Annotated in this window: 21 protein-coding genes; 16 read left to right on the forward strand and 5 right to left on the reverse strand. The window is 37.8% G+C overall.

The annotated features are described in order from the left end of the window. Positions 1–3: 3 nt before the first annotated feature. Genes coaC through IEV09_RS05825 form a run of 3 tightly spaced genes read right to left on the reverse strand, consistent with a single transcriptional unit; the run spans position 4 to position 2,299 of the window. Positions 4–552 carry a phosphopantothenoylcysteine decarboxylase gene (gene coaC, locus IEV09_RS05815; RefSeq protein WP_188367336.1) on the reverse strand — a complete coding sequence of 183 codons (549 nt, stop codon included), beginning with the start codon at positions 550–552 and terminating at the stop codon, positions 4–6. 1 nt (position 553) lies between these two features. Then, positions 554–1,315: a phosphopantothenate--cysteine ligase gene (gene coaB / locus IEV09_RS05820; RefSeq protein WP_229731670.1), complete on the reverse strand. Its 762-nt coding sequence runs from the start codon at positions 1,313–1,315 to the stop codon at positions 554–556. Then, entirely contained in the window at positions 1,316–2,299 is a 984-nt protein-coding gene (locus tag IEV09_RS05825; protein ID WP_188367337.1) for a YhdH/YhfP family quinone oxidoreductase, read from the reverse strand. 243 nt (positions 2,300–2,542) lie between these two features. Between IEV09_RS05825 and IEV09_RS05830 the strand changes: the two genes are divergently transcribed. From IEV09_RS05830 to IEV09_RS05845, 4 genes are read left to right on the forward strand one after another with little or no spacing between them, the layout of a single operon-like run. After that, the gene (locus tag IEV09_RS05830) at positions 2,543–3,628 is read left to right on the forward strand and encodes an ABC transporter ATP-binding protein (RefSeq protein ID WP_188367338.1); all 1,086 of its coding nucleotides are present in this window, start codon (positions 2,543–2,545) and stop codon (positions 3,626–3,628) included. Between the two features lie 10 nt (positions 3,629–3,638). Beyond that, entirely contained in the window at positions 3,639–4,445 is an 807-nt protein-coding gene (locus IEV09_RS05835; RefSeq protein WP_188367339.1) for an ABC transporter permease, read from the forward strand. Next, entirely contained in the window at positions 4,445–5,287 is an 843-nt protein-coding gene (locus IEV09_RS05840) for an ABC transporter permease (protein ID WP_188367471.1), read from the forward strand. Before IEV09_RS05835 ends, IEV09_RS05840 begins: the two co-directional genes overlap by 1 nt. Next, positions 5,284–6,357: an ABC transporter substrate-binding protein gene (locus tag IEV09_RS05845; protein WP_188367340.1), complete on the forward strand. Its 1,074-nt coding sequence runs from the start codon at positions 5,284–5,286 to the stop codon at positions 6,355–6,357. The genes IEV09_RS05840 and IEV09_RS05845 overlap by 4 nt, the downstream gene beginning before the upstream one ends. Positions 6,358–6,415: 58 nt before the next feature. Here IEV09_RS05845 and IEV09_RS05850 read toward each other — a convergent pair whose 3' ends face one another. Next, positions 6,416–7,165, reverse strand: coding sequence for a MerR family transcriptional regulator (locus IEV09_RS05850; RefSeq protein WP_188367341.1), 750 nt, complete (start codon positions 7,163–7,165; stop codon positions 6,416–6,418). A gap of 115 nt (positions 7,166–7,280) precedes the next feature. On the opposite strand from IEV09_RS05850, the gene IEV09_RS05855 reads away from it, so the two are divergent. Continuing rightward, positions 7,281–9,029: an ABC transporter ATP-binding protein gene (locus IEV09_RS05855; RefSeq protein ID WP_188367342.1), complete on the forward strand. Its 1,749-nt coding sequence runs from the start codon at positions 7,281–7,283 to the stop codon at positions 9,027–9,029. Beyond that, the gene (locus IEV09_RS05860; protein ID WP_188367343.1) at positions 9,026–10,807 is read left to right on the forward strand and encodes an ABC transporter ATP-binding protein; all 1,782 of its coding nucleotides are present in this window, start codon (positions 9,026–9,028) and stop codon (positions 10,805–10,807) included. The genes IEV09_RS05855 and IEV09_RS05860 overlap by 4 nt, the downstream gene beginning before the upstream one ends. A gap of 45 nt (positions 10,808–10,852) precedes the next feature. Here the strand turns inward: IEV09_RS05860 and IEV09_RS05865 are convergent, their stop codons facing one another. Then, positions 10,853–11,635, reverse strand: a complete 783-nt coding sequence (locus IEV09_RS05865) for a DeoR/GlpR family DNA-binding transcription regulator (protein WP_188367344.1) — start codon at positions 11,633–11,635, stop codon at positions 10,853–10,855. 289 nt (positions 11,636–11,924) lie between these two features. Between IEV09_RS05865 and ulaG the strand changes: the two genes are divergently transcribed. The 10 genes from ulaG to IEV09_RS05915 all read left to right on the forward strand — a co-directional run bounded on the left by ulaG (position 11,925) and on the right by IEV09_RS05915 (position 21,344). Beyond that, complete coding sequence (gene ulaG / locus IEV09_RS05870; RefSeq protein WP_188367345.1) at positions 11,925–12,989, forward strand: L-ascorbate 6-phosphate lactonase; 1,065 nt, start codon at positions 11,925–11,927, stop codon at positions 12,987–12,989. Between the two features lie 42 nt (positions 12,990–13,031). Next, positions 13,032–13,499, forward strand: coding sequence for a PTS sugar transporter subunit IIA (locus tag IEV09_RS05875; protein WP_188367346.1), 468 nt, complete (start codon positions 13,032–13,034; stop codon positions 13,497–13,499). Between the two features lie 15 nt (positions 13,500–13,514). Continuing rightward, complete coding sequence (locus IEV09_RS05880; RefSeq protein WP_188367347.1) at positions 13,515–14,153, forward strand: 3-keto-L-gulonate-6-phosphate decarboxylase UlaD; 639 nt, start codon at positions 13,515–13,517, stop codon at positions 14,151–14,153. Between the two features lie 6 nt (positions 14,154–14,159). Then, positions 14,160–15,035 (forward strand): L-ribulose-5-phosphate 3-epimerase, encoded by an 876-nt coding sequence (locus IEV09_RS05885; RefSeq protein ID WP_188367348.1) that lies wholly within the window; start codon positions 14,160–14,162, stop codon positions 15,033–15,035. Further along, the gene (gene araD, locus IEV09_RS05890; RefSeq protein WP_188367349.1) at positions 15,007–15,723 is read left to right on the forward strand and encodes an L-ribulose-5-phosphate 4-epimerase AraD; all 717 of its coding nucleotides are present in this window, start codon (positions 15,007–15,009) and stop codon (positions 15,721–15,723) included. Before IEV09_RS05885 ends, araD begins: the two co-directional genes overlap by 29 nt. A 32-nt stretch (positions 15,724–15,755) precedes the next feature. Next, the gene (locus IEV09_RS05895; RefSeq protein ID WP_188367350.1) at positions 15,756–17,165 is read left to right on the forward strand and encodes a PTS sugar transporter subunit IIC; all 1,410 of its coding nucleotides are present in this window, start codon (positions 15,756–15,758) and stop codon (positions 17,163–17,165) included. A gap of 15 nt (positions 17,166–17,180) precedes the next feature. Further along, positions 17,181–17,465: a PTS sugar transporter subunit IIB gene (locus IEV09_RS05900; protein WP_188367351.1), complete on the forward strand. Its 285-nt coding sequence runs from the start codon at positions 17,181–17,183 to the stop codon at positions 17,463–17,465. A 2-nt stretch (positions 17,466–17,467) separates the two neighbouring features. Beyond that, positions 17,468–18,835: a sulfatase family protein gene (locus tag IEV09_RS05905; RefSeq protein ID WP_188367352.1), complete on the forward strand. Its 1,368-nt coding sequence runs from the start codon at positions 17,468–17,470 to the stop codon at positions 18,833–18,835. A gap of 232 nt (positions 18,836–19,067) precedes the next feature. Further along, a complete protein-coding gene (locus IEV09_RS05910) occupies positions 19,068–20,546 on the forward strand; it encodes a DEAD/DEAH box helicase (protein ID WP_188367353.1) in 1,479 nt (492 codons plus the stop codon). A gap of 99 nt (positions 20,547–20,645) precedes the next feature. Then, positions 20,646–21,344, forward strand: a complete 699-nt coding sequence (locus IEV09_RS05915; protein ID WP_188367354.1) for a GntR family transcriptional regulator — start codon at positions 20,646–20,648, stop codon at positions 21,342–21,344. Positions 21,345–21,408 lie beyond the last annotated feature (64 nt).

The following is a 21,408-nucleotide window of genomic DNA, read 5'->3' on the forward strand; positions in this document are numbered from 1 at the left end:
TCCTTACGGGTTTAAAGTTTGAGTGATGCGCTGAATGATTGTTTCAACAGTTGCGAGTGCACCAGGGCCATAGTCACCACATGCAAGCAATGCTTCACGTGGTTCAATTTCAATAAAACCATCAGCCTTTAAAGTCGCTAAATTTCGTTGAACGGCAGGATTTAAATACATGTAGGTATTCATTGCAGGAGCAATCAGTCGTGGCACATGATCTTCTAAGGCGAGCGAGACAGTTGAAAGGATGTCATCGGCAATCCCATTTGCTAGTTTCCCAACTGTATTTGCACTGGCAGGTGCAACGATAAATAAATCGGCACGTTTAGCCAGTTCAATATGGTTGATTTTTTCAGGTATTTCTTCGGCCATCACGTCGGTATGAACGCGACGTTTGGACAAAGATTGTAAGGTTAAAGGCGTGATAAATGCTTGACTACTTTGGGTCATTACCACATCGACTGCATAGCCAAGTTTGGTTAATTCATTGGTTAAATCGGCGGCTTTATAGGCAGAGATACTACCTGAAACGCCGAGTAAAATATGTTTTTGAGTCATGTTAATCCACTCCTTTTGTGTTTAAAGCGGTTAAAATCAAGCTAGCAATCTGTTCTTTCGTCGTCGCTTCGCCAACCAGGTTCCCCTTATGATCTAATAAATAGCCGAGGTGTTGATCGCCTTGAATCGACTGCAAGTCGTTCGCTAAAACGAAATCGCCGTTATTTTTTTTCATGCTTGTCATCGCAACGTTGAACAGTTCTTCTTTCGAAACATCAACTAGTAATTTGAAGCTAACGAGCATCGTCTGAGGTTGGATTTGTTTAATGAGTTGAATGACTTTGGGATTTTTCTTTAAAGTTAAAAATAAATAATCCGTATTTGAGGAAATCTTGCTTGTGTTTGTTGCTTCTGATTTCTCTATTAATTGGATTAACTGTTCTGTCGTAACGGGTAAATTTGTTTGTGCCAATTGTTGGTTTAGCGCTTCAGTAAAAGCTTCGATAGAGTAGCTAGTCGCAGGCGTAAAGTCGCTAACTGCCATGCTATGAATCACTGCATCGTACGAATTGGTTTCAAGTAAGTGTGTTAACTGTGTTGCTAGTTGTTGCGTATCCTCAATTAAATAGATTTTTAAATTTTCTTGCGTAATTGGTTTGGATGCACTAAGGGTCGTAATATAATCGACTTGAATGCCTTGTTCAAGCGCTTTTGTAGCAATTAAATAACCGAGTTTACCAGTCGAGTGGTTGGTAATGGAACGGACTTGATCAATTTTTTCAGACGTTCCTCCGGCTGTGATAAGTATTCTTTTCATATCCATTTACACTTCCATTTTTACAATTGTCCGACCTTCGTGTTTGCCGTCGAGCAGAGCATTGATTGTTTCATCTAGGTCACTTAAAAGTACCTCTTGTATTTTCAAGTCAGCTAAAAGTGTCTGATGTTCCGCCAGTAGTTGCCAAATTTTTTGACGGGTTGTTTGATTAACAGCAACAGAATCGATGCCAGTGACTTGGATTCCTCTTAAAATAAAGGGTAATACGGTCACATCAAGTTCAATCCCACTCGCATTACCACAAAGGTAGGCACTTCCATTATAAGCTAATTGAGGCAATAAAGCAGACAAAAGCGCTCCGCCAACGGTGTCAATCACGGCTGTAGCAATTTGGCGAGCAAGTGGTTTCACTGCAGGTGGAATCAAATCAGCTGGGTTCACAATTTTTGTGGCACCTAATTCGAATAGCCAATCACTTTGCTTACGAGAAACGGCAACGATATTCGTGTAGCCTAAACGATTTAAAAGAGCAATTGCGATACTACCGACGCCACCAGAGGCACCCGTCACGTAAATCGCTGCATCTTTTGCATAGTTTTTTTCTTCTAAAGCAGTAACAGCTAGCGCAGCAGTGAATCCAGCCGTACCATAGGTCATCGCTGATTTTACATTGAGTGGTTTCGGAATTTCGACTAACCATTCAATCGGAACTTGTTGATATTGACTGAAGCCACCTGGTTGGTTGACTCCCAGTCCGTAGCCAGTAACGAGGACTTCTGTTCCGACAGGGAATTGTTCATTAGTGGATTGAACAATTTCGCCTGCTAAATCAATGCCAGGAACCATCGGATACTGACGAATGACACCGCCATTTTTGGAAGCAGCGAGTGCATCTTTATAGTTGATATCAGAATAACGGACACGAATTTCAACATGGCCGTCTTTTAAAGGTTCGCGTTGTTTTTTGATTAGTCCACGAGCGAAAATATGATCCTCATGATTGACTTCAAATGCGATAAAATTAGACAAAATGTTTCCTCCTTTTTTATACGAAAATTGCTTTTAAATTAGTGATATCATACCACAAATTAAAGGTTTTGAGGAAAATAGCCAAAAAAAGAAATATTACTTGTATTTCCAATCGAAAAACCCTATTCTTAACAAGTATGTTCTGGTCTGAAATCAAAAAAACGAACAGTTCGAAAGACTAACAGTTAAAAGAAAAACGGGTATAAAAGAGCATATAATCTACCATTGGGAGGAAAGATACAAATGAGAAAACCGATCATTTCATTTACGAATGTAGTGAAACGATTTGACGACGAAGTGATTTTAAAAGGCGTCAATTTTGAGATAGAAGAAGGAAAGTTCTATACGTTGCTTGGGCCCTCGGGCTGTGGCAAAACAACAATATTAAGGATAATTGCTGGGTTTTCTGAGGCATCCGAAGGGGATGTGTTTTTTGAAGGAAAACGCATCAATGACGTGCCTGCGAATCAACGCCAAGTAAACACTGTCTTCCAAGATTATGCGTTATTCCCGCATATGAACGTTTTTGAAAATGTCGCTTTTGGTCTAAAAATTAAAAAGTTACCAAAAAATCAAATTCAAGAAAAAGTCAAAGAAGCGTTACGATTAGTTCGCTTAGGTGGTTATGAAAACCGTGAAATTAGTGAAATGTCTGGTGGTCAACGTCAACGTGTCGCGATTGCTCGTGCGATTGTTAATGAACCAAAAGTTCTCTTATTAGATGAACCGTTGTCTGCACTGGATTTAAAATTGCGGACGGATATGCAATATGAATTACGTGAATTGCAACAGCGTCTAGGCATTACTTTCATTTTCGTTACACACGACCAAGAAGAAGCGTTGGCAATGAGTGATGAAATCTTTGTGTTAAACCACGGTGAAATTATTCAAAGTGGTACACCAGTTGATATTTATGATGAACCAATTAATAAGTTCGTTGCTGATTTTATTGGTGAAAGTAATATTGTTAAAGGGACGATGATTGAAGATTATGTAGTAGAAATTGTCGGTAAACAATTCGAGTGTGTCGATGGCGGCATGCGACCAAATGAGCCGGTTGAGATTGTCATTCGTCCAGAAGATTTATCCTTAACGACTGTTGAAAAAGGTAAATTAGTCGTTCGCGTCGATACCCAATTATTCCGAGGCGTGCATTACGAAATTATTTGTTATGATGATGACGGTAATGAATGGATGGTTCACTCCACTCGTAAAGCGGTTGAAGGCAGTCAAGTTGGCTTATCTTTTGAACCAGAAGACATTCATGTCATGCGTTTCAATGAGTCTGAAGAAGACTTTGATGCACGACTTGAAAGTTACGAAGAGTAGGAGGGAAGAGATGACAAAAGTAAGACGCATTTATGCGGTACCTTATCTATTATGGTTGCTACTCTTCGTATTAGCTCCGGTTTTAATGATTGTTTATCAATCGTTCTTTGATATGAATGGCCAATTTACTTGGGAAAATTATCAAACGTATTTTGCATCAGGCAAGTATTTAACGATGACATTTAATTCGATTTGGTATGCGTTTTTAATTACCTTAATCACATTAGTCATTAGTTATCCAACCGCCTATTTCTTAACAAAACTAAAACATCGTGATTTGTGGTTACTATTAATTATTTTACCAACCTGGGTCAATTTATTATTAAAAGCATATGCCTTTATTGGGATTTTTGGTATTCATGGCAGTTTAAATGGTTTCTTGGGCTTTTTCGGTATTGGTGCGAAGCAAATTTTATTTACTGACATCAGTTTCTTAACGGTGGCAACGTATATTGAATTACCATTTATGATTATTCCGATTTATAATGCTCTCGAAAAAATGAATCCATCCTTAATTAGTGCCAGTCGAGACTTAGGGGCCAACTCGTTTGAGACCTTTCGACGTGTCATTTTTCCTTTATCGCTGAATGGCGTGAAAAGTGGAATCCAAGCGGTCTTTATTCCATCGCTCTCACTCTTTATGTTAACGCGTTTAATTGGTGGGAACCGCGTGATTACACTGGGTACCGCAATTGAGCAACATTTCTTAGTCACGCAAAACTGGGGAATGGGTTCGACCATAGGTGTCATTTTAATTATCGCGATGTTCCTAGTCATGCTTTTAACAGGTGAAAAAGGGAAAGGTGGTAAAAAATGATGAACAGTAAAATTTGGTCACGTCTTTATTTAACAGTTGTTTTTATTTTACTCTACACACCAATTGCCTATTTAATTTTCTATTCGTTTAATGCAGGCGGTACGATGAATGAGTTTACCGGCTTTACTTGGGAACATTATCGTTCCGTATTTGAAGATACACGCTTGCTAATTATTGTCTTGGACACGTTTTTCTTAGCATTTTTATCTGCGCTAATCGCTACGATCATTGGAACTTTTGGTGCAATGGCCGTTTATTACACGAAACAGCGCCGTCTGCGGAATATTTTTATGAGTCTAAATAATATTTTACTTGTTTCACCAGATGTTATTATTGGTGCGAGTTTCTTAATTTTCTTTACAACGCTCGGTGGTTTTTTACGTAACTTTAATTTAGGATTTACGAGCGTCTTGCTTTCACACGTTGCATTTAGTATTCCGATTGTCGTGTTAATGGTCTTACCAAAATTACGTGAAATGAATGATTCGATGGTGGATGCGGCACTTGATTTAGGTGCGAATTACTTCCAAGTCATTCAACGAATTATTTTACCGTATCTTTCACCAGGTATTATCGCCGGTTACTTTATGGCTTTTACGTATTCATTGGATGACTTTGCGGTGACGTTCTTTGTTACTGGAAATGGCTTTAGTACCCTGTCGGTTGAGATTTATTCTCGTGCCCGTCAAGGGATTAGTTTAGAAATCAATGCACTAAGCACACTTGTTTTCTTGTTCTCGATGATTTTAGTCGTGGGTTACTACTTTATTAGTAAAGACAATGTTTCGAAAAAATTAAGAAAAGGCAAGGCAGCTACGAGAGGAGTGGCACAAACTCGATGAAAAAATTACAATCACTCATTATCGGCATTGCTGTCATTCTCATACTCTTGTTTTTAGGTGGACAACAACTCGAAAAAAGCAGTGGGATGGCCGGTGCCAAAGTCTTGAATATCTACAACTGGGGTGACTACATTGACCCGAGTCTGTTAAAACAATTTGAAAAAGAATATGGTTACAAGGTTAATTATGAAACCTTTGATTCGAATGAGGCGATGTTTACCAAGCTTGCTCAAGGGGGCGTCTCGTATGATTTGACGATTCCAAGTGAGTATATGATTGAAAAAATGATAGAAGAAAATCTCGTTCAAAAGCTCGATTACAGTCAAATTGAAGGCATTGAAAACATTGACCCGCGATTTTTAGATATGAGTTTTGATCCAGGCAATCAATATTCGATCCCGTATTTCTGGGGGACACTAGGAATAATCTACAATGATAAGTTTATTGATAGTGCGGAGATGACGAAATGGGCAGATCTGTGGCGTCCAGAATTAAACAATAGTATCATGATGATTGACGGTGCTCGCGAAGTTATGGGGATTGGTTTGAATCGTTTAGGCTATTCATTAAATAGTAAAAGTATGTTTGAATTGGAACAAGCAGTGATGGAATTACGCAGTTTAATGCCAAACATCAAAGCGTTAGTTGCCGATGAAATCAAAATGTATATGATTAATGAAGAAAGCCCGGTTGCGATTACTTTCTCTGGTGAAGCCGCAGATATGATGTATGAGAATGAAAACCTTCATTATGTGATTCCGGAAGAAGGGTCGAATTTGTGGTTTGATAACATTGTGATTCCACATAACGCCAAAAACGTCGAAGGTGCCTATGATTTCATTAACTTTATGTTGAAACCCGAAATTGCAGCTCAAAATGCCGAATACATTGGTTACTCAACACCAAATAAAGAAGCGTTAAAACTTTTACCACCAGAAATTACAGAAGACGAACAATTTTATCCAAGTGATGAATTGATTTCTCGCTTAGAAGTTTATGAAAACTTAGGGCCAGAATATATCGGAATTTATAATGATTTCTTCTTAGAATTGAAGATGTATCGCAATTAAAAAGAGAAACAGCTGATTCCTTTTGACAAGATGTCAAAGGGAATCAGCTGTTTTTTATTTATTCAATCTCAAACCATGCTTTGTAATATTCAAAACGTTCCTCGTCATCTTTTGTAGTACCTAGATAGCGAGCAATCACTGCTTTGGTCTGATATCCAAGTTTCTCTAATTCCTTTTGTTGTTTTTCAATAATCGTAGGAGCAATCGGGATGTCAGCTGGAATTTTTAATAAAATTTGTCGAAATTGCATGGTCGGTTGTTTTTCCCAGATTAGCGTTTGATTTTTTGTTTTCTCGGAAATAATCAATCCTTCTTGAATCTGAATATGTGGTTCGAGTGTGAGATATAAAGTAAAGTTTGATGGATTATTTTCTTGAAATGCCGCATAGTTTAATGGATCTTGATAAGCATAGGCGATGAGGTATTCAAAATCGGGCGCAGCAATGACATATTCTGTTTCAGAAAGAAGGCTAATTTCACTTAGTTTTTCCTTACGGTCTTTAATGACTTGCTGAATTAACTTGAGTTTCGTCAGTTCTTCTTCAACTTCAACTTCGGCATTGGTGAGTAAATCGTTCAATTGTCTCCCTGACATTTCACGATAATTTTGTAATTGTTTAATCGAAAAACCAAGACTGCGATAAAAAACGATATCACCGGTATGGATTAGTTCTTTTAAATCATACATCCGATAATCATTTTCGGCGTTGCGCTCTGGTTGAATCAGTCCTTTTTCTTCCCAATACCGCAAAGTGGACTTTGGAATACTATAAATTTTGGCAATATCATTGATTGAAAAAAGCTCCATTGATCCACACTCCTTTTTTTAATATTATAGCAATCGTTCGCTTGACCTTCAAGTAGGTTGATAGTTTATAGTACGTAACTGTAGCATATTTTACAGAAGGAAAAAGGTGAAAAAAATGACAGTAGTACAAATCCTAAAGAAGTTTTTAGTTAAACATAAAATGTTAACATTACTGATGTCGACCGCGTTAATGTTTCAAGTCATTGGTACACTATATGTTCCATTTTTAGTGGCCGAATTAATCGATGAAGGGATTGCGCAAAAGGACCTATCGTTAGTGGCGTCAATTGGAATTGAAATGGTGATTGTGGCAATCTTAGCTGGAGTTGCTGGTATCTTGGGAAGTTATTATTCGGCTAAATTTGCCGCTAAATTTAGTTATCAGGCACGAAAAGACGTATTCCAGAAAGTCCAAGAATTATCAATGAGTGATATGAATCAGTTTGGTGTGTCATCATTGCTAACCAGAACAGTGAATGATATTGAAAATATCGCAGAAGCGCTCGTTTTATTTAGTCAGATGATTTTACCAGCACCATTTATTAGTCTAATTGCGATTTACTTAACGTGGACAGTTTCAGAAAAATTAGTCTGGATCCCTATTCTCGTGATTACTATCTTTACATTATTGACATTGGTGCTTGTACGTAAAGGAAATAAATATTCGGTCATTATTCAAGAAAAAATGGATCGAATGGTTCGCTCAATCCGAGAGTTTTACTCTGGTGTTCGTGTGATTCGAGCTTTCAATAACGAATCATCAGAAAAGAAAAAGACCGATCAAACGTTTAGTGACTATGCTTCAAATATGATTCAATTAAATTATTTATTTGCCTTCTTAACGCCAAGTGTTTCAGCGCTATTTGGTGGTGCGATGACAGCGATTATGTGGTTTGGTGCCTTTGAAGTTGTTGGTGGGACACTTGAAATTGGAAGTATTACAGCAATTGTCGAATATACGGTATTAGCGATTATGTACTTAATCATGGCAGCGATGGTTATTTTAACTTTGCCTAGTGCTTATGCGTCTTTGGATCGCTTACGTCAAGTGTTAGTCTTAGATATTGAAGTGAAAGATCCAACGCATCCATTACGAGAAGATAGAGAGGACGACCAAGCCGTTGTTCGTTTTGAGCATGTTTCTTTTGCGTATCCAGACTCAGAAGATCCGGTCTTACAAGAAATTAATTTTCATGTGAATCGTGGTGAAACAGTGGCAATTGTCGGAAGTACCGGTTCTGGGAAGAGCACGATTGCCAAGTTGTTGCTTCGATTGAATGATGTTACTTCAGGAAGTGTGATGGTTAATGGCATAGATGTTCGCAAACAAAAACAATTTGATTTACGAAAGAACATCAGTTATGTACCACAAAAATCCTTTCTTTTTAATGGAACAATTTTAGAAAATATACAAATGGGTAACGAAGCAGCGACATTTACTGAAATCGAAGCAGCAGCTAAAACAGCACAAGCAGCATCGTTCATTCAAACATTAGAACAACAATATGATTCTTTTGTCGCTCAGGGTGGTTCTAATTATTCAGGAGGACAAAAACAACGCCTATCGATTGCTCGAGCCCTAGTCAAGAAAGCCGATGTTTATCTTTTTGATGATAGTTTTTCAGCTTTAGATTATCAAACAGATAAATTAGTCCGCCAAGGAATCAAACAAACATTAACTGATGTAGCAATAATTATCGTGGCACAGCGCCTAAGTACCGTGATTGAAGCGGATCGCATTGTCTTAATTGACCAAGGAAAAGTAGTGGGTCAGGGAACGCACGAAGAGTTGCTACGAAAGAATCGACTATATCAAGAATTTGCCATTTCACAGCAATTGTTAGAGGAGGGAGATCAGCGATGAAGCAAATCCAATTGATTTCAAAAAATCGTCAAAATTTCAAACATTTTTGGACATTACTTAAAACAGAACGTACAGGATTGTTGATTATCCTGATTGCCAATACCATTAGTAATGCATTAATGACGGCACTTCCTTTCATCATGGGGATTGCGATTGATGATTTACTTAAAGTGCTCAATAAAGGGAGTCATTATCAGTCCATATTCGATCTAGTTCAATCTACGATACTAGTACCTGTTGTTTTAATGGGAATCGCATCTGTATTGGCCGGCCTATTGTCTTATTTATCTGAATACGTTATGTCGCGTGTCAGTGAAGCAATCGTAGTAACGTTACGTGAGGACGTAACAGCTAAATTGACCAAACTGCCAATGAATTTCTTTGATACACATCAAATTGGCGATATTATTAGCAGAACAACGTCAGATGCTAAAAAGATTTCGGATTTCTTAGTAATGAACGTGCCACAAATGGTTTCTTCTATTGCTAGTTTGACTTTAGGTTTGGCAATGATGTTTTATATAAGTGGGACATTAACGGTATTTGTTCTGTTAATCATGCTCTTAAGTGTGGTTACAACGAAATGGATTTCTACTAAAAATAAAATTTATGCTGAAAAAAGTCAAACATCACTAGGGCAATTGAGTAATGTTGTCGAAGAATTATATAGCGGTAATATGATTGTGAAGTCTTTTAATCTCCAAGAAGAGGTTACAGAGAAAATGGAAAACGCGAATAAAAGTTATTATGAATTATATTTGAAGTCAAAATTCATTAACTTTTCGATCTATCCAGCAGTAAGAATTTTGAATCAACTTTCATTTGTTTTTAGTGCGATCGCATCGGCTGTTCTAGTTATCCAAGGTCGTATGTCGATTGGAACGATTCAAGCTTATTTACAATACGTCAATCAAATTTCAGAACCGGTTACCAATTCGTCCTATGTTGTGAATTCGATTCAAAATGCGTTAACGGCAGTGGAACGAATTTTTGAAATTTTAGAAGCAAATGAAGAAGTACCAGAAAACCAAGATGTTCAAACAATAACAAATCCAAAAGGTGAGATTACGTTTGATCACGTGAAATTTGGTTATCACTCAGATAAAATGTTAATGAATGACGTTAATTTTGAAGTAAAGCAAAATCAAATGGTCGCAATTGTTGGTCCGACTGGAGCAGGTAAAACGACACTCGTTAATTTATTGATGCGCTTCTATGAAGTTAATCAAGGAACTATTTTATTTGATGGCGTACCGATTAATCAATTGTCTAGAGAACACTTAAGAAGTTTATTCGGAATGGTATTGCAAGATACGTGGTTGTTCGAAGGGACGGTTGCTGAAAATATTGCCTACGGAAAAAAAGATGCCACCTTAGAAGAAGTCGTTGCGGCGGCCCGTGCAGCACAATGTGATCATTTTATCCGAACGTTACCGCAAGGCTATCAAACAGTCATTACCAATGGAGGGAATAGTATTTCCCAAGGGCAGCAACAATTATTGACAATTGCCCGTATTTTATTGGTGAATCCAAGTATCGTCATCCTAGACGAGGCCACTTCAAGTGTCGATACACGTACAGAAGTCGATGTCCAAAAAGCAATGAATGAAATGCTAACTGGGAGAACCAGTTTTGTGATTGCTCATCGCTTATCAACGATTATCTCAGCCGATATCATTTTAGTAATGAAAGACGGTGATATTGTTGAACAAGGCAATCATGAAGCGTTACTTGCCGCTAATGGCATGTACGCACAGTTGTATCAAAGTCAGTTTTAAAAAGAACGCTCTCTCCTTAACAAAGGAAAGAGCGTTTTTTAGTGATTAATCGGGACTGACTTGAACAATCGTAACACCTTTTTCTTCAATTGCATTTAACGCATCATCATCTGCGTAGATATCGGTAATCAAAATATCAATTTGTGATAAATCAGAAGTGAAAAAATTTGCGACATGTCCAATTTTACGATAGTCAGCAACGAGGATTACTAACTGATTGGCATTTTCAACCATGACACGATTCACCTTTGCTTCATGGACGTTTTCCGTTCGAACACCACTTTCAGCACTGACTCCTGAACAACCTAAAATCGCAATATCAGAACTGATATGTGAGAGGGCTTCGATCGTTAAATCCCCAACGAGCGCTTCTTTAGGATAGCGGATTTCACCACCTGGTAAAATAATCGTTGTATTTGGGTTCATGTTTTTCGGACTCGCTTTTAAATTGTTGGTTACAATCGTCAAGGGTGTTTCTTTTAAAAAGTTCACTGCTTGCAATGCAGTCGAACTACTATTAATGAAGAGAGTCATATTGTCTTTAATATAACTTGCTGCTTTTTTTGAGAGGGCCACTTTAATATTCTCTAAGTTTTGATTTTCTGTTAAACCTTCAAAATTTGGCTTATCTATTAGGGATGCACCACCATGGACTCTCACAATGACGCCCATTTCTTCCATAATCATCAAGTCTCTACGAATCGTCATCGGTGATACTTGAAGTAATTCTGCTAATTCATTCACTGAAACGTCACTTGAAAGATTTCTTTCAAGCAAGTGGATAATTTCCTCTCGTCTTTTTTTTATTGTTAAAGATGTATTTTTCATTATTCAGCCTCCATATTTTGGATATTAAAGTAATGAGAACGATAAAACATATATTTCACATTAATAATACACTATGAACTCAAACATGTAAACGCTTAAGCGAACAAGTTTTGGTTAATGTGTTTGGAAAAAGAGATAAACAAGAAAAATCTAGTGATATTTTGTTTATTCGAACATAAATACTATTTATTTCAATCAAACGAACATAAAATGGTGTTGAAAGCGATAACATTCGATTGTAAGATGAAATCAAGCAAAAGATAGAAACGATAACGAAGGAGTGGTTTACTTGAAGAATATTAATGAAGTAACAAAGGATAAATGGTTAGCAGCAACGTTTCCAGAGTGGGGAACTTGGTTAACGGAAGAAATTGAAGCAAAAGAAGTCGCTGAAGGATCATTTGCCATGTGGTGGTTAGGTTGTACAGGAATTTGGTTAAAAACACATGAAGGAACAAACATTGTCATGGATATGTGGAACGGTACGGGAAAACAAACCCACGGAAATGGCAAGATGAAAAAGGGACATCAAATGCAACGAATTGGTGGCGTAAGTAATATGCAACCAAACTTAAGAAATGTGCCTTTTGTCATCGATCCCTTTGAAGTGCGCAATGTCGACGCCTTAGTAGTCTCGCATATTCATTCTGATCATTTAGATATTGTGACTGCAGCAGCAGTTGCTAAAAATAGTCCGAAAGCAAAATTCATAGGTCCCAAAGAAGTCGTAAACACATGGATTGAGTGGGGCGTTCCAGCAGAACGAACAATCGTAGTCAAACCAAATGACCGAGTAACCGTTGGTAGTGTCGAAGTTGTCGCTTTAGAGTCATTTGATCGAACGGCATTAGTAACAATTGACGATGAGAATCAAACATTAGCAGGTACGATGCCAATTGATATGGATGACATTGCTGTAAACATTTTATTTGAAACAAGTGGTGGAAATCTTTATCATGGAGCAGACTCACATTATTCAGTAATGTTTGCGAAACACGGAAAAGAGCACGAAATCGATGTCGCTTTGATTAATTATGGTGAAAATCCTCCAGGAATTCAGGATAAAATGACTTCCATTGACGTATTACGGATGGCAGAAGCCTTAAAAGCGAAAGTCGTGATTCCAGTTCATCATGATATATGGACGAATTTTATGGCAGATCCAGAAGAAATTGTGACACTGTGGGACTTTAAAAAAGACCGTCTGCAATATCAATTCAAACCTTTTATTTGGCAAGTAGGTGGCGAATACAATTATCCGCAAGACACGGATCGCATCCGATTTAATTTTAATCGCGGATTCCAAGACGTCTTCGAACAAGAAAATGATTTACCTTATCCATCTTTCTTATAGTCGGATAAGCACGGTTTTGATCGTAAAAAGGAGTGTTTAAGGATGTTAACTTATTTTGAAAAAAATGATTTAGTCGATTATCCAGTAGAAATGCCAGAAAGTTGGCAAGAAGCCATTCGAATGAGTTGTCAAAAACTAATGAATCACAATTATATTACAGATACTTATGTGGATGAGATCATTGAATCGATCATTGAACATGGGCCATACATTGTGATTATCCCGAATGTAGCGATGCCGCACGCACCTGGGAATCATTCGAGTGTGTTGAAAAGTGGTATCTCATTTACAAAATTTAAAAAACCGGTACTATTTTTTGATGAGAAAGAAAAAGAAGAGAAACCAGCTGTATTATTCTTTACGATTGCAGCAAAAAATGCAGATGAACATTTAGAGAATATTACAAATTTAATGGAATTATTTTCAGATGAGCAAATGATGGATCAACTGATTCATTCAGAAACGATTGAAGATTTCGACAAATTATTAGTCGGAAATACATTGACATAAATGGGGGGATTTAAAATGAGTTTACCAAATCTACAAGTCGCATTGGATCACTCGAACGTGGCAGATGCCATTGCAGCAACGGTCGCTGTTGGAAATGAAGTGGATATTATTGAGGCCGGAACCGTTTTAATGTTAGAAGTTGGTAGTGAAGTGGTCCGTGTGATTCGCGAACTATTTCCAGATAAAATCGTTGTTGCAGATACAAAATGTGCGGATGCTGGAGGAACAGTTGCCAAAAATTGTGCCAATCGTGGCGCAAACTGGATGACTTGTATTTGTTCAGCGACGGTTGCAACGATGAAAGCAGCAGCTAAAGAAATTGATGAAATTCAAGTCGAATTATATGGAAATTGGACTTACGAAGAAGCGCAAACGTGGTTGGATGCTGGTATGACTCAAGCGATTTATCATCAAAGTCGGGATGCTTTATTAGCTGGTGAAACGTGGGGCGAAAAAGACTTACAAAAAGTGAGGAAATTAATAGAGATGGGATTCAAAGTCTCGGTAACTGGCGGTTTAACGATTGAAACATTGGCACTTTTTAAAGGGATTGATGTTTATACCTTTATTGCAGGCAGGGGCATTACCGAAGCGCCAGATCCAGCAGCAGCAGCGCGAGCATTCAAGCAAAGAATTGCAGATATATGGGGGTGATCGGAAATGTTGGCTTTAGGGATTTATGAAAAGGCTTTACCGAAAGAAACCTCTTGGTTGACCAAACTAAAAATGGCGAAATCGCTGGGCTTTCAATTCGTTGAACTATCAATTGATGAAACAGATGAACGTTTAGCAAGATTAGAATGGTCACCCGATCAAATTGCCAACGTTCGCCAAGCAATAAGCGAAACCGGTGTCGGAATTTATTCGATTTGTTTAAGCGGGCACCGGCGCTATCCACTTGGATCAGCTGATAAAGCACAACGTGAAAAGGCACTTGTGATCATGCAGCAAGCTATCGATTTGGCGTCTCAACTAGGCGTTCGAACCATTCAATTAGCAGGATATGATGTTTATTATGAAACAAAGACGGTTGCCAGTCGAGAATATTTTGTTGAAAACTTAAGAAAATCGGTAGAAATGGCAGCAAAAAAACAAGTTATGCTAGCCATTGAAATCATGGACGATCCTTTTATGAACTCCATTACGAAATTCAATCGAATAAAAGCGGAAATCCCTTCTCCTTGGCTACAAGTCTATCCAGACATCGGTAATTTATCTGCTTGGCCAATGAACGATGTGAGTTACGAATTAACCCAAGGGATAGCAGCAATGACATCGGTGCATTTAAAAGATACGATTGATGTCTCCACTGATTTTCCTGGAAAATTCAAAAATGTTCCATTTGGTGAAGGAAACGTCGATTTTTTTGGGAGTCTCAAAGCGTTAAAGCGACTGAATTATTGTGGTACTTTTTTAATCGAAATGTGGAGTGAAACAAGTGAGCAACCCATCGAAGAAATCAAAAAAGCGCGTGAATTTTTAATTCCGATATTTGAGGAGGCTGGTTATGAAACACGTTCAATCAATCATTGCTGAGATGAAAGACCGAGTTTTTTCGGCGAATTTACAACTTCCTAAATGGGGGCTCGTGCAATTAACGTGGGGAAATGTAAGCGAAATCAATCGAGAACAAGGCATTATTGTCATTAAACCGAGTGGTGTCAGTTATACTGAAATGACTGTCGAACAAATGGTCGTGGTCAACTTGAAGGGGGATCCAATAGAAAAAAATAGCTTGAATCCTTCATCCGATCTTCCGACCCATTTGGAATTGTATCGTTCTTTTCCAACAATCAAATCGGTGGTGCATACGCATAGTAAACATGCCGTCTCTTGGGCTCAAGCAGGTAGAAGTCTTCCATCTTATGGGACGACGCATGCGGATGCTTTTTATGGAGAAGTTCCAATCACACGGCAACTAACTAAAGAAGAAGTACAAGATAATTATGAATTAGCTACGGGAAAGGTGATTGTTGAAACATTTGAAACACAATCACTCGACCCGATGAGTGTACCAGGTGTTTTGGTTAACGGACATGGACCCTTTACTTGGGGGGCATCGGTCGAAAAGGCCATTGAAAATAGTCTAATCTTAGATGAAATCTGTTCAATGGGCTTGATGACTGAAAGCATTCAAAAAAAGGAAAATACATTACCAAAATATATCTTAGATAAACATTATTTCCGCAAACATGGTGCGACAGCTTATTATGGGCAAGGTTAAAAAAAGACTGTATAAGAAAGTGAGTGAAAAAGATGGCATTTATTATTGAAGTGTTTACTAGCTTGTTTAACAATATTATCGCCAAGCCAGAATTCTTCTTGGCAATATTGGTTTTTGTTGGTTATGTCTTGTTGAAAAAAAGCTTTTTGGAATCCTTATCGGGTGCATTAAAGGCTGCGATTGGTTATATGATTTTACAAACGGGTTCGTCTGGGATGGTTCAAGGCTTTAACCCCATGTTGAATGGTTTATTAGCAAAGTTCAACTTAAGTGCAGCGGTCATTGATTCTAACTTTGGATTTGCCGCTGCGAATGAAGCAATTGTCGCAATTGGCGAGTCGTTATCTTCAACAATGTTTGTTCTATTGATTGGATTTACGGTTAATATTTTACTCGTATTATTTAAAAATATCACGAAAGTTCGGACACTTTACACAACTGGACATATCATGGTCAAACAGGCGGGCTTCATTACGTGGATGGTTTTCTTTGCCTTACCGGAATTTCGTAATGCAACAGGAATAATGATTATTGGGATTTTAATTGGTCTTTATTGGGCAGTCTTTTCTAATTTAACCGTTGAAGCGACTCAAAATTTAACGGGTGGTGAGCGTGTCTTTGCCGTTGGACATGCCCAAATGGCAGGGATTTGGTTAACCGATAAAATTGCCCATTTATTTGGAAAAGAAGAAGATGACATTGATAGTATTAAATTATCTAAAAACTTTAAAGTGTTATCGGATAATATTTTTGGGACGTCTATTGTGATGCTGATCATGTTTGGGACATTACTGGTTGTACTTGGTCCAGAAACAATGGCGGAATTTGATCCAGGATACAATCCGAGTTTAGCGTTTATTAGTTATATAATTACAAAAAGTTTAAGTTTCGTCGTAAACTTTATTATTTTACAAACTGGTGTTAGAATGTTTGTTACAGAAATTACCGAATCATTTAATGGGATTTCGGATCGCTTACTAAAAGGTGCCATTCCAGCGGTAGACTGTGCAGCAACCTTTGGCTTTGCTTCATCAAACACTGTGATTATCGGATTTTTATTCGGTTTCCTAGGTCAATTGTTAGCAATTGGTGCTTTAGTCTTATTTGGTTCACCAATCTTGATTATTTCAGGTTTTGTACCGTTATTTTTTGACAACTCAACTTTGGCAATTTATGCCAATAAACGAGGCGGTCGCAAAGCAGCGATGATTATTCCCTTTTTCTCAGGTATCGTGCAAGTATTATTAGGTGCGGTCGGTGTGGTGATGTTTGGGTTAGCTGATCTAGGTGGTTGGTATGGAAACTTGGATGTTTCAACCGTATGGTTAGCTTTTGGAGCCTTAATGAAACAGTTTTCTGTTGTCGGTATTGGACTCGTGGTTATTTTTATGTTGGTTATTCCACAATTACAATATACGCGAAATAAAGAAGGTTACTTCTAAAAAGGAGAGAGTCATATGTATAAAGTTTTAGCATCTTGTGGCGCTGGGATTGGTTCCAGTATGATTATTAAAAAGAAAATTAAAGAGGTTTTTACTGAATTAGGTTATGAGGTTGAAATTACACACGAAAGTTTAGGGACGGCGAAAAGCAAAGCAAAAGAATTTGATATCATCTATACATTAGCTGCGCTCAAAGATAACTTTGAAGATAGTGATGGGTATGAGAAGGTCGTCGGTTTAAAAAATATTATGTCAAATGATGAAATCAGAGATGCTGCCAAACGAATTCTAGGGATTTAACGATGAGTCATAACGTTATTTACATTCATAGCCATGATAGTGGTAAATTCGTTAGTCCGTATGGTTATCAATTAGACACGCCTCATTTAGAGTCATTTGCTGAAACAGCAACCGTCTTTCACAATGCGTTTGCGGTTGCCCCAACCTGTTCTCCTAGCCGCACATCGCTTTTATCAAGTACTTATCCACATGAAAATGGGATGCTGGGATTAGTGAATCGAGGGTTTCTAATGGAAGACTATGATCGTCACTTTATCCGTTGGTTGAACGAAGCCAATTATGAAACCGCTTTGTGTGGCATTCAACATGAAGCGGCACATTATCATGAATCTGAAAAAGCAACTCAAATCATTGGCTATCAAAAAAACTTAACGACACCAACAGTACTGGCGGAGTTAAGCGATAAGCGCATTTGGGATATTGAAAATACAGCGAATGCAACAAAATGGCTGGAAGACAGAGCGCCAGATACGCCATTTTTCTTATCCCTTGGATTTTACTGTACGCATCGACCTTATCCCGTTGTTTTAAATAAAGAATCCGCAAAGCATGGGGTACCAAATGGCTTTCCATCAGAAAAAATCATACTCGATGATTTTCAAGAATACAACGAAGGCATTAAGCACGTTGATCAATGTTTTGGTCAAGTTGTCGATCAATTAAAGCAGTTGGATTTATTGGATAAGACGATCATTATTTTCACGACTGACCACGGAATTGCCTATCCTTTCGGAAAGAATAATTTAACCGATTTAGGATTAGAAGTGAGTTTGTTGTTGCGTTTACCTGGCCAAAAAGAGCGGCGAGATACGACACAACTTGTCAGTCATTTAGATATTGTACCGACACTCTGTGACTATTTAGCGATTTCACCGAAGTATCCAGTGAGAGGGCAGTCGTTGCGACCGGTCTTTGAGTCTGACGCCACCATAAATGAGGAACTGTTCTTCGAAATGAATTTTCATACATCTTATGAACCAGCACGAGCGATTCGAACGAAACGCTATAAGTATATTGAGTATCTTGAAGATTACGAAAAGTATCAGCTATCGAATATTAATGATTCGAATGTCAAGAGGTTTTATATTGAACAAGGTTTAACTCAGCAGGTGAAAAAAAGAAAACAATTTTATGATTTACTTTTTGATCCGGATGAAAAAAATAACTTAATGGACCATCCAGATTACGCCAAAGTCGTTGCAGAGCTTCAAGAACGATTACAGCAATGGCGGATAGAAACTAACGATTATGATGTTGAGAAATTGACGTGGGAAAAGCAATGGGTGGTAAATACCCGTCAAAGCCAGAAACAACGGGGGAATGCAATAACGGATTACATCGAAGGGCATGAACCGAATCGATTGAAGTGAATAACAACCAGTGAATAAGAAGGATTTAGACGAAAAGTCTGAATCCTTTTTAATTGTCCAAGCATAAAAATGGCAAGCGTACTAGGGATGCTTAGCCTCGTAAATTCGGTGATAAAATGAGAAAACACCGTTATTCGTGTAATTTTCAGAAAATCGTGTTAAACTGTTAAAGCGAAAATAATATATAATCTACGGCTGTCTGCCGGGATTAATTGAAGGATGTTATCATTAAATGGAACAAAATAAATTTTCAGAGTACAAGTTAGATGAGTCAATTATTAAAGCTTTGACTGTTCTAAAGTACACAGAACCAACACCGGTTCAAAAAGAAGTCTTACCGATATTACTCAATGAAAAAGATATTGTTGTCAAGTCACAAACAGGTAGTGGGAAAACAGCGGCATTTGGTATTCCTTTAGCTCAATTGGTTGATTGGGAAGAGCGTGCACCGCAAGCCTTAATCCTAACGCCAACACGAGAATTGGCAATGCAAATTAAAGATGAGCTATTTAATATTGGTCGTTACAAACGATTAAAAATTGAAGCGCTATACGGAAAAAGTTCGTATCAATCACAAGTTAAGAACTTGAAACAGCGTACGCATATTGTCGTTGCTACACCGGGACGTTTGTTTGACCATATCGTAAGAGGATCGATTGATTTATCAAAAATTAAAACGTTGATTATTGATGAAGCTGATGAAATGTTTGCGATGGGCTTTATCGATCAAGTGGAAGATATTTTAGCTGAATTGCCATCGGATCGTACGACTGCTTTATTCTCAGCGACGATGCCACAAGCGGTGAAAGAATTAGCGGATTCATTCTTGTATTCACCGAAATTCATCGAAATTGCGACACCTGAACATGCAAAACCACGTGTACGTCAACAATTTATTCGTGTTGAAGAGGAAGACAAGTTAAAAGCGTTCAAAGACCTCTTTATTGTAGATAACCCTGATAGCAGTATTATTTTCTGTAATACGAAAATCATGGTCGAGCGCTTGACGAAAGAAATGAGTCGCTTAGGCATTCAAGTTGAAATGCTACATGGTGGTATGGAGCAAAAAGATCGTACGCGAGTGATGAGCGATTTTAAACGTGGTTATTTCAGACACTTAGTTGCAACAGATGTCGCGGCCAGAGGGATTGACGTGGCAGATATTGCTTTGGTTGTAAACTATGACTTACCTGATAAGACGGAAACATATGTCCATCGTATTGGTCGTACCGCGCGTTTTGAAAACAAAGGAAAGGCGCTATCGCTTGTCGGACGTAATGATGAAGTGCAATTAGAAAACTTATTATCCCTTCAAGACCGATTAGTCGAAGAAATTCCCCGTCCGAGTCGTTCAACCGTTGAGAAATATCGGATGGATTTTGATCGTAAACAAGGCGAAAGACCAACAATCCGTAAAGAAAAAGGGTTAGACTTTAAAGAAGATATTATGAAAATCCATATTAATGCTGGGAAAAAGACCAAAATGCGTCCGGGAGATGTTGTTGGAGCGATTTGTAATATTGAAGGTGTCACAGCAGACGATATTGGTGTTATCAATTTAATGGATGTTTCCACTTTTGTCGAAATTCTAAATGGTAAAGGGGCAAAAGTGTTAAGCGCGTTACAAAAAATGCCAATCAAAGGGCGTCCACGTCGTGTAAGTCGTTCAAATGAGACAGAATACGAACGTGATTTAAGAAACGGTTACTAAAAAGCCTGTTTCTACTGTTTGCGGAGCATTCATCTTTCAACTCGGCGTACTCCATGTTAAAATAACAACATAATGAAATAATTTAAGCGGAGGAAGCCGATGATAGGAAAGAAAGTACTTTACTTAGAAGTTGCAAATGCTTTAAAAAAAGATATATTAAAAGAAGTTTATCCTGTCGGAAGTCTGATTCCTACTGAAAATGAGTTAGAGATGGTCTTTTCCGTTAGTAAGATAACGATTCGAAAAGCCGTTGAAATTCTTGTGCAAGAAGGTTATTTAGAGAAGAAGAGTGGGATTGGTACGACGGTGATCAGTAATCGTCCATTCAATAAGTTATCGAAAGCTGTCTCTTTTTCAACAATCTTAGAAAATGAAGGATTAAATATTCGGAAAGAATTTATTGCCATTGAAGAAGTAGCGAAAGAAGATTTGACGTTTAACTTAACGGGTCTGGGTCCTAAAGTCGTCAAATTAACGCGCTTATACTATTTGGATGATAAGCCGTATATTTTATTTGAACATTATTTACCCAATCTAGATGATTTTTCCTCGATTTCAAAAGATGAAGCATCCTTGTATCGTTGGCTAAGTCATAATGGCTATGTTATTAATTACATTAAGGATGATTTCGATTTAATTGAAGCGACATCAGAAATTAAAAAACAACTATCTTTAACAACACCTTATGTTTTAAGGCGTCATCGTTACTCATATAGTCGTCAACAAGAACTGGTCGAATATTCGATTGGTTACTATGATGTGACGCAACATGCTTACAGTATTGAATATGAAGTATAAGCGATCAGACAGAGAAGTTTCGGCTTCTTTGTCTTTTTTTATTTTTATTTACAGCCAAACATTA

Source organism: Enterococcus alcedinis (assembly GCF_014635985.1).
Lineage (GTDB): Bacteria > Bacillota > Bacilli > Lactobacillales > Enterococcaceae > Enterococcus_I > Enterococcus_I alcedinis.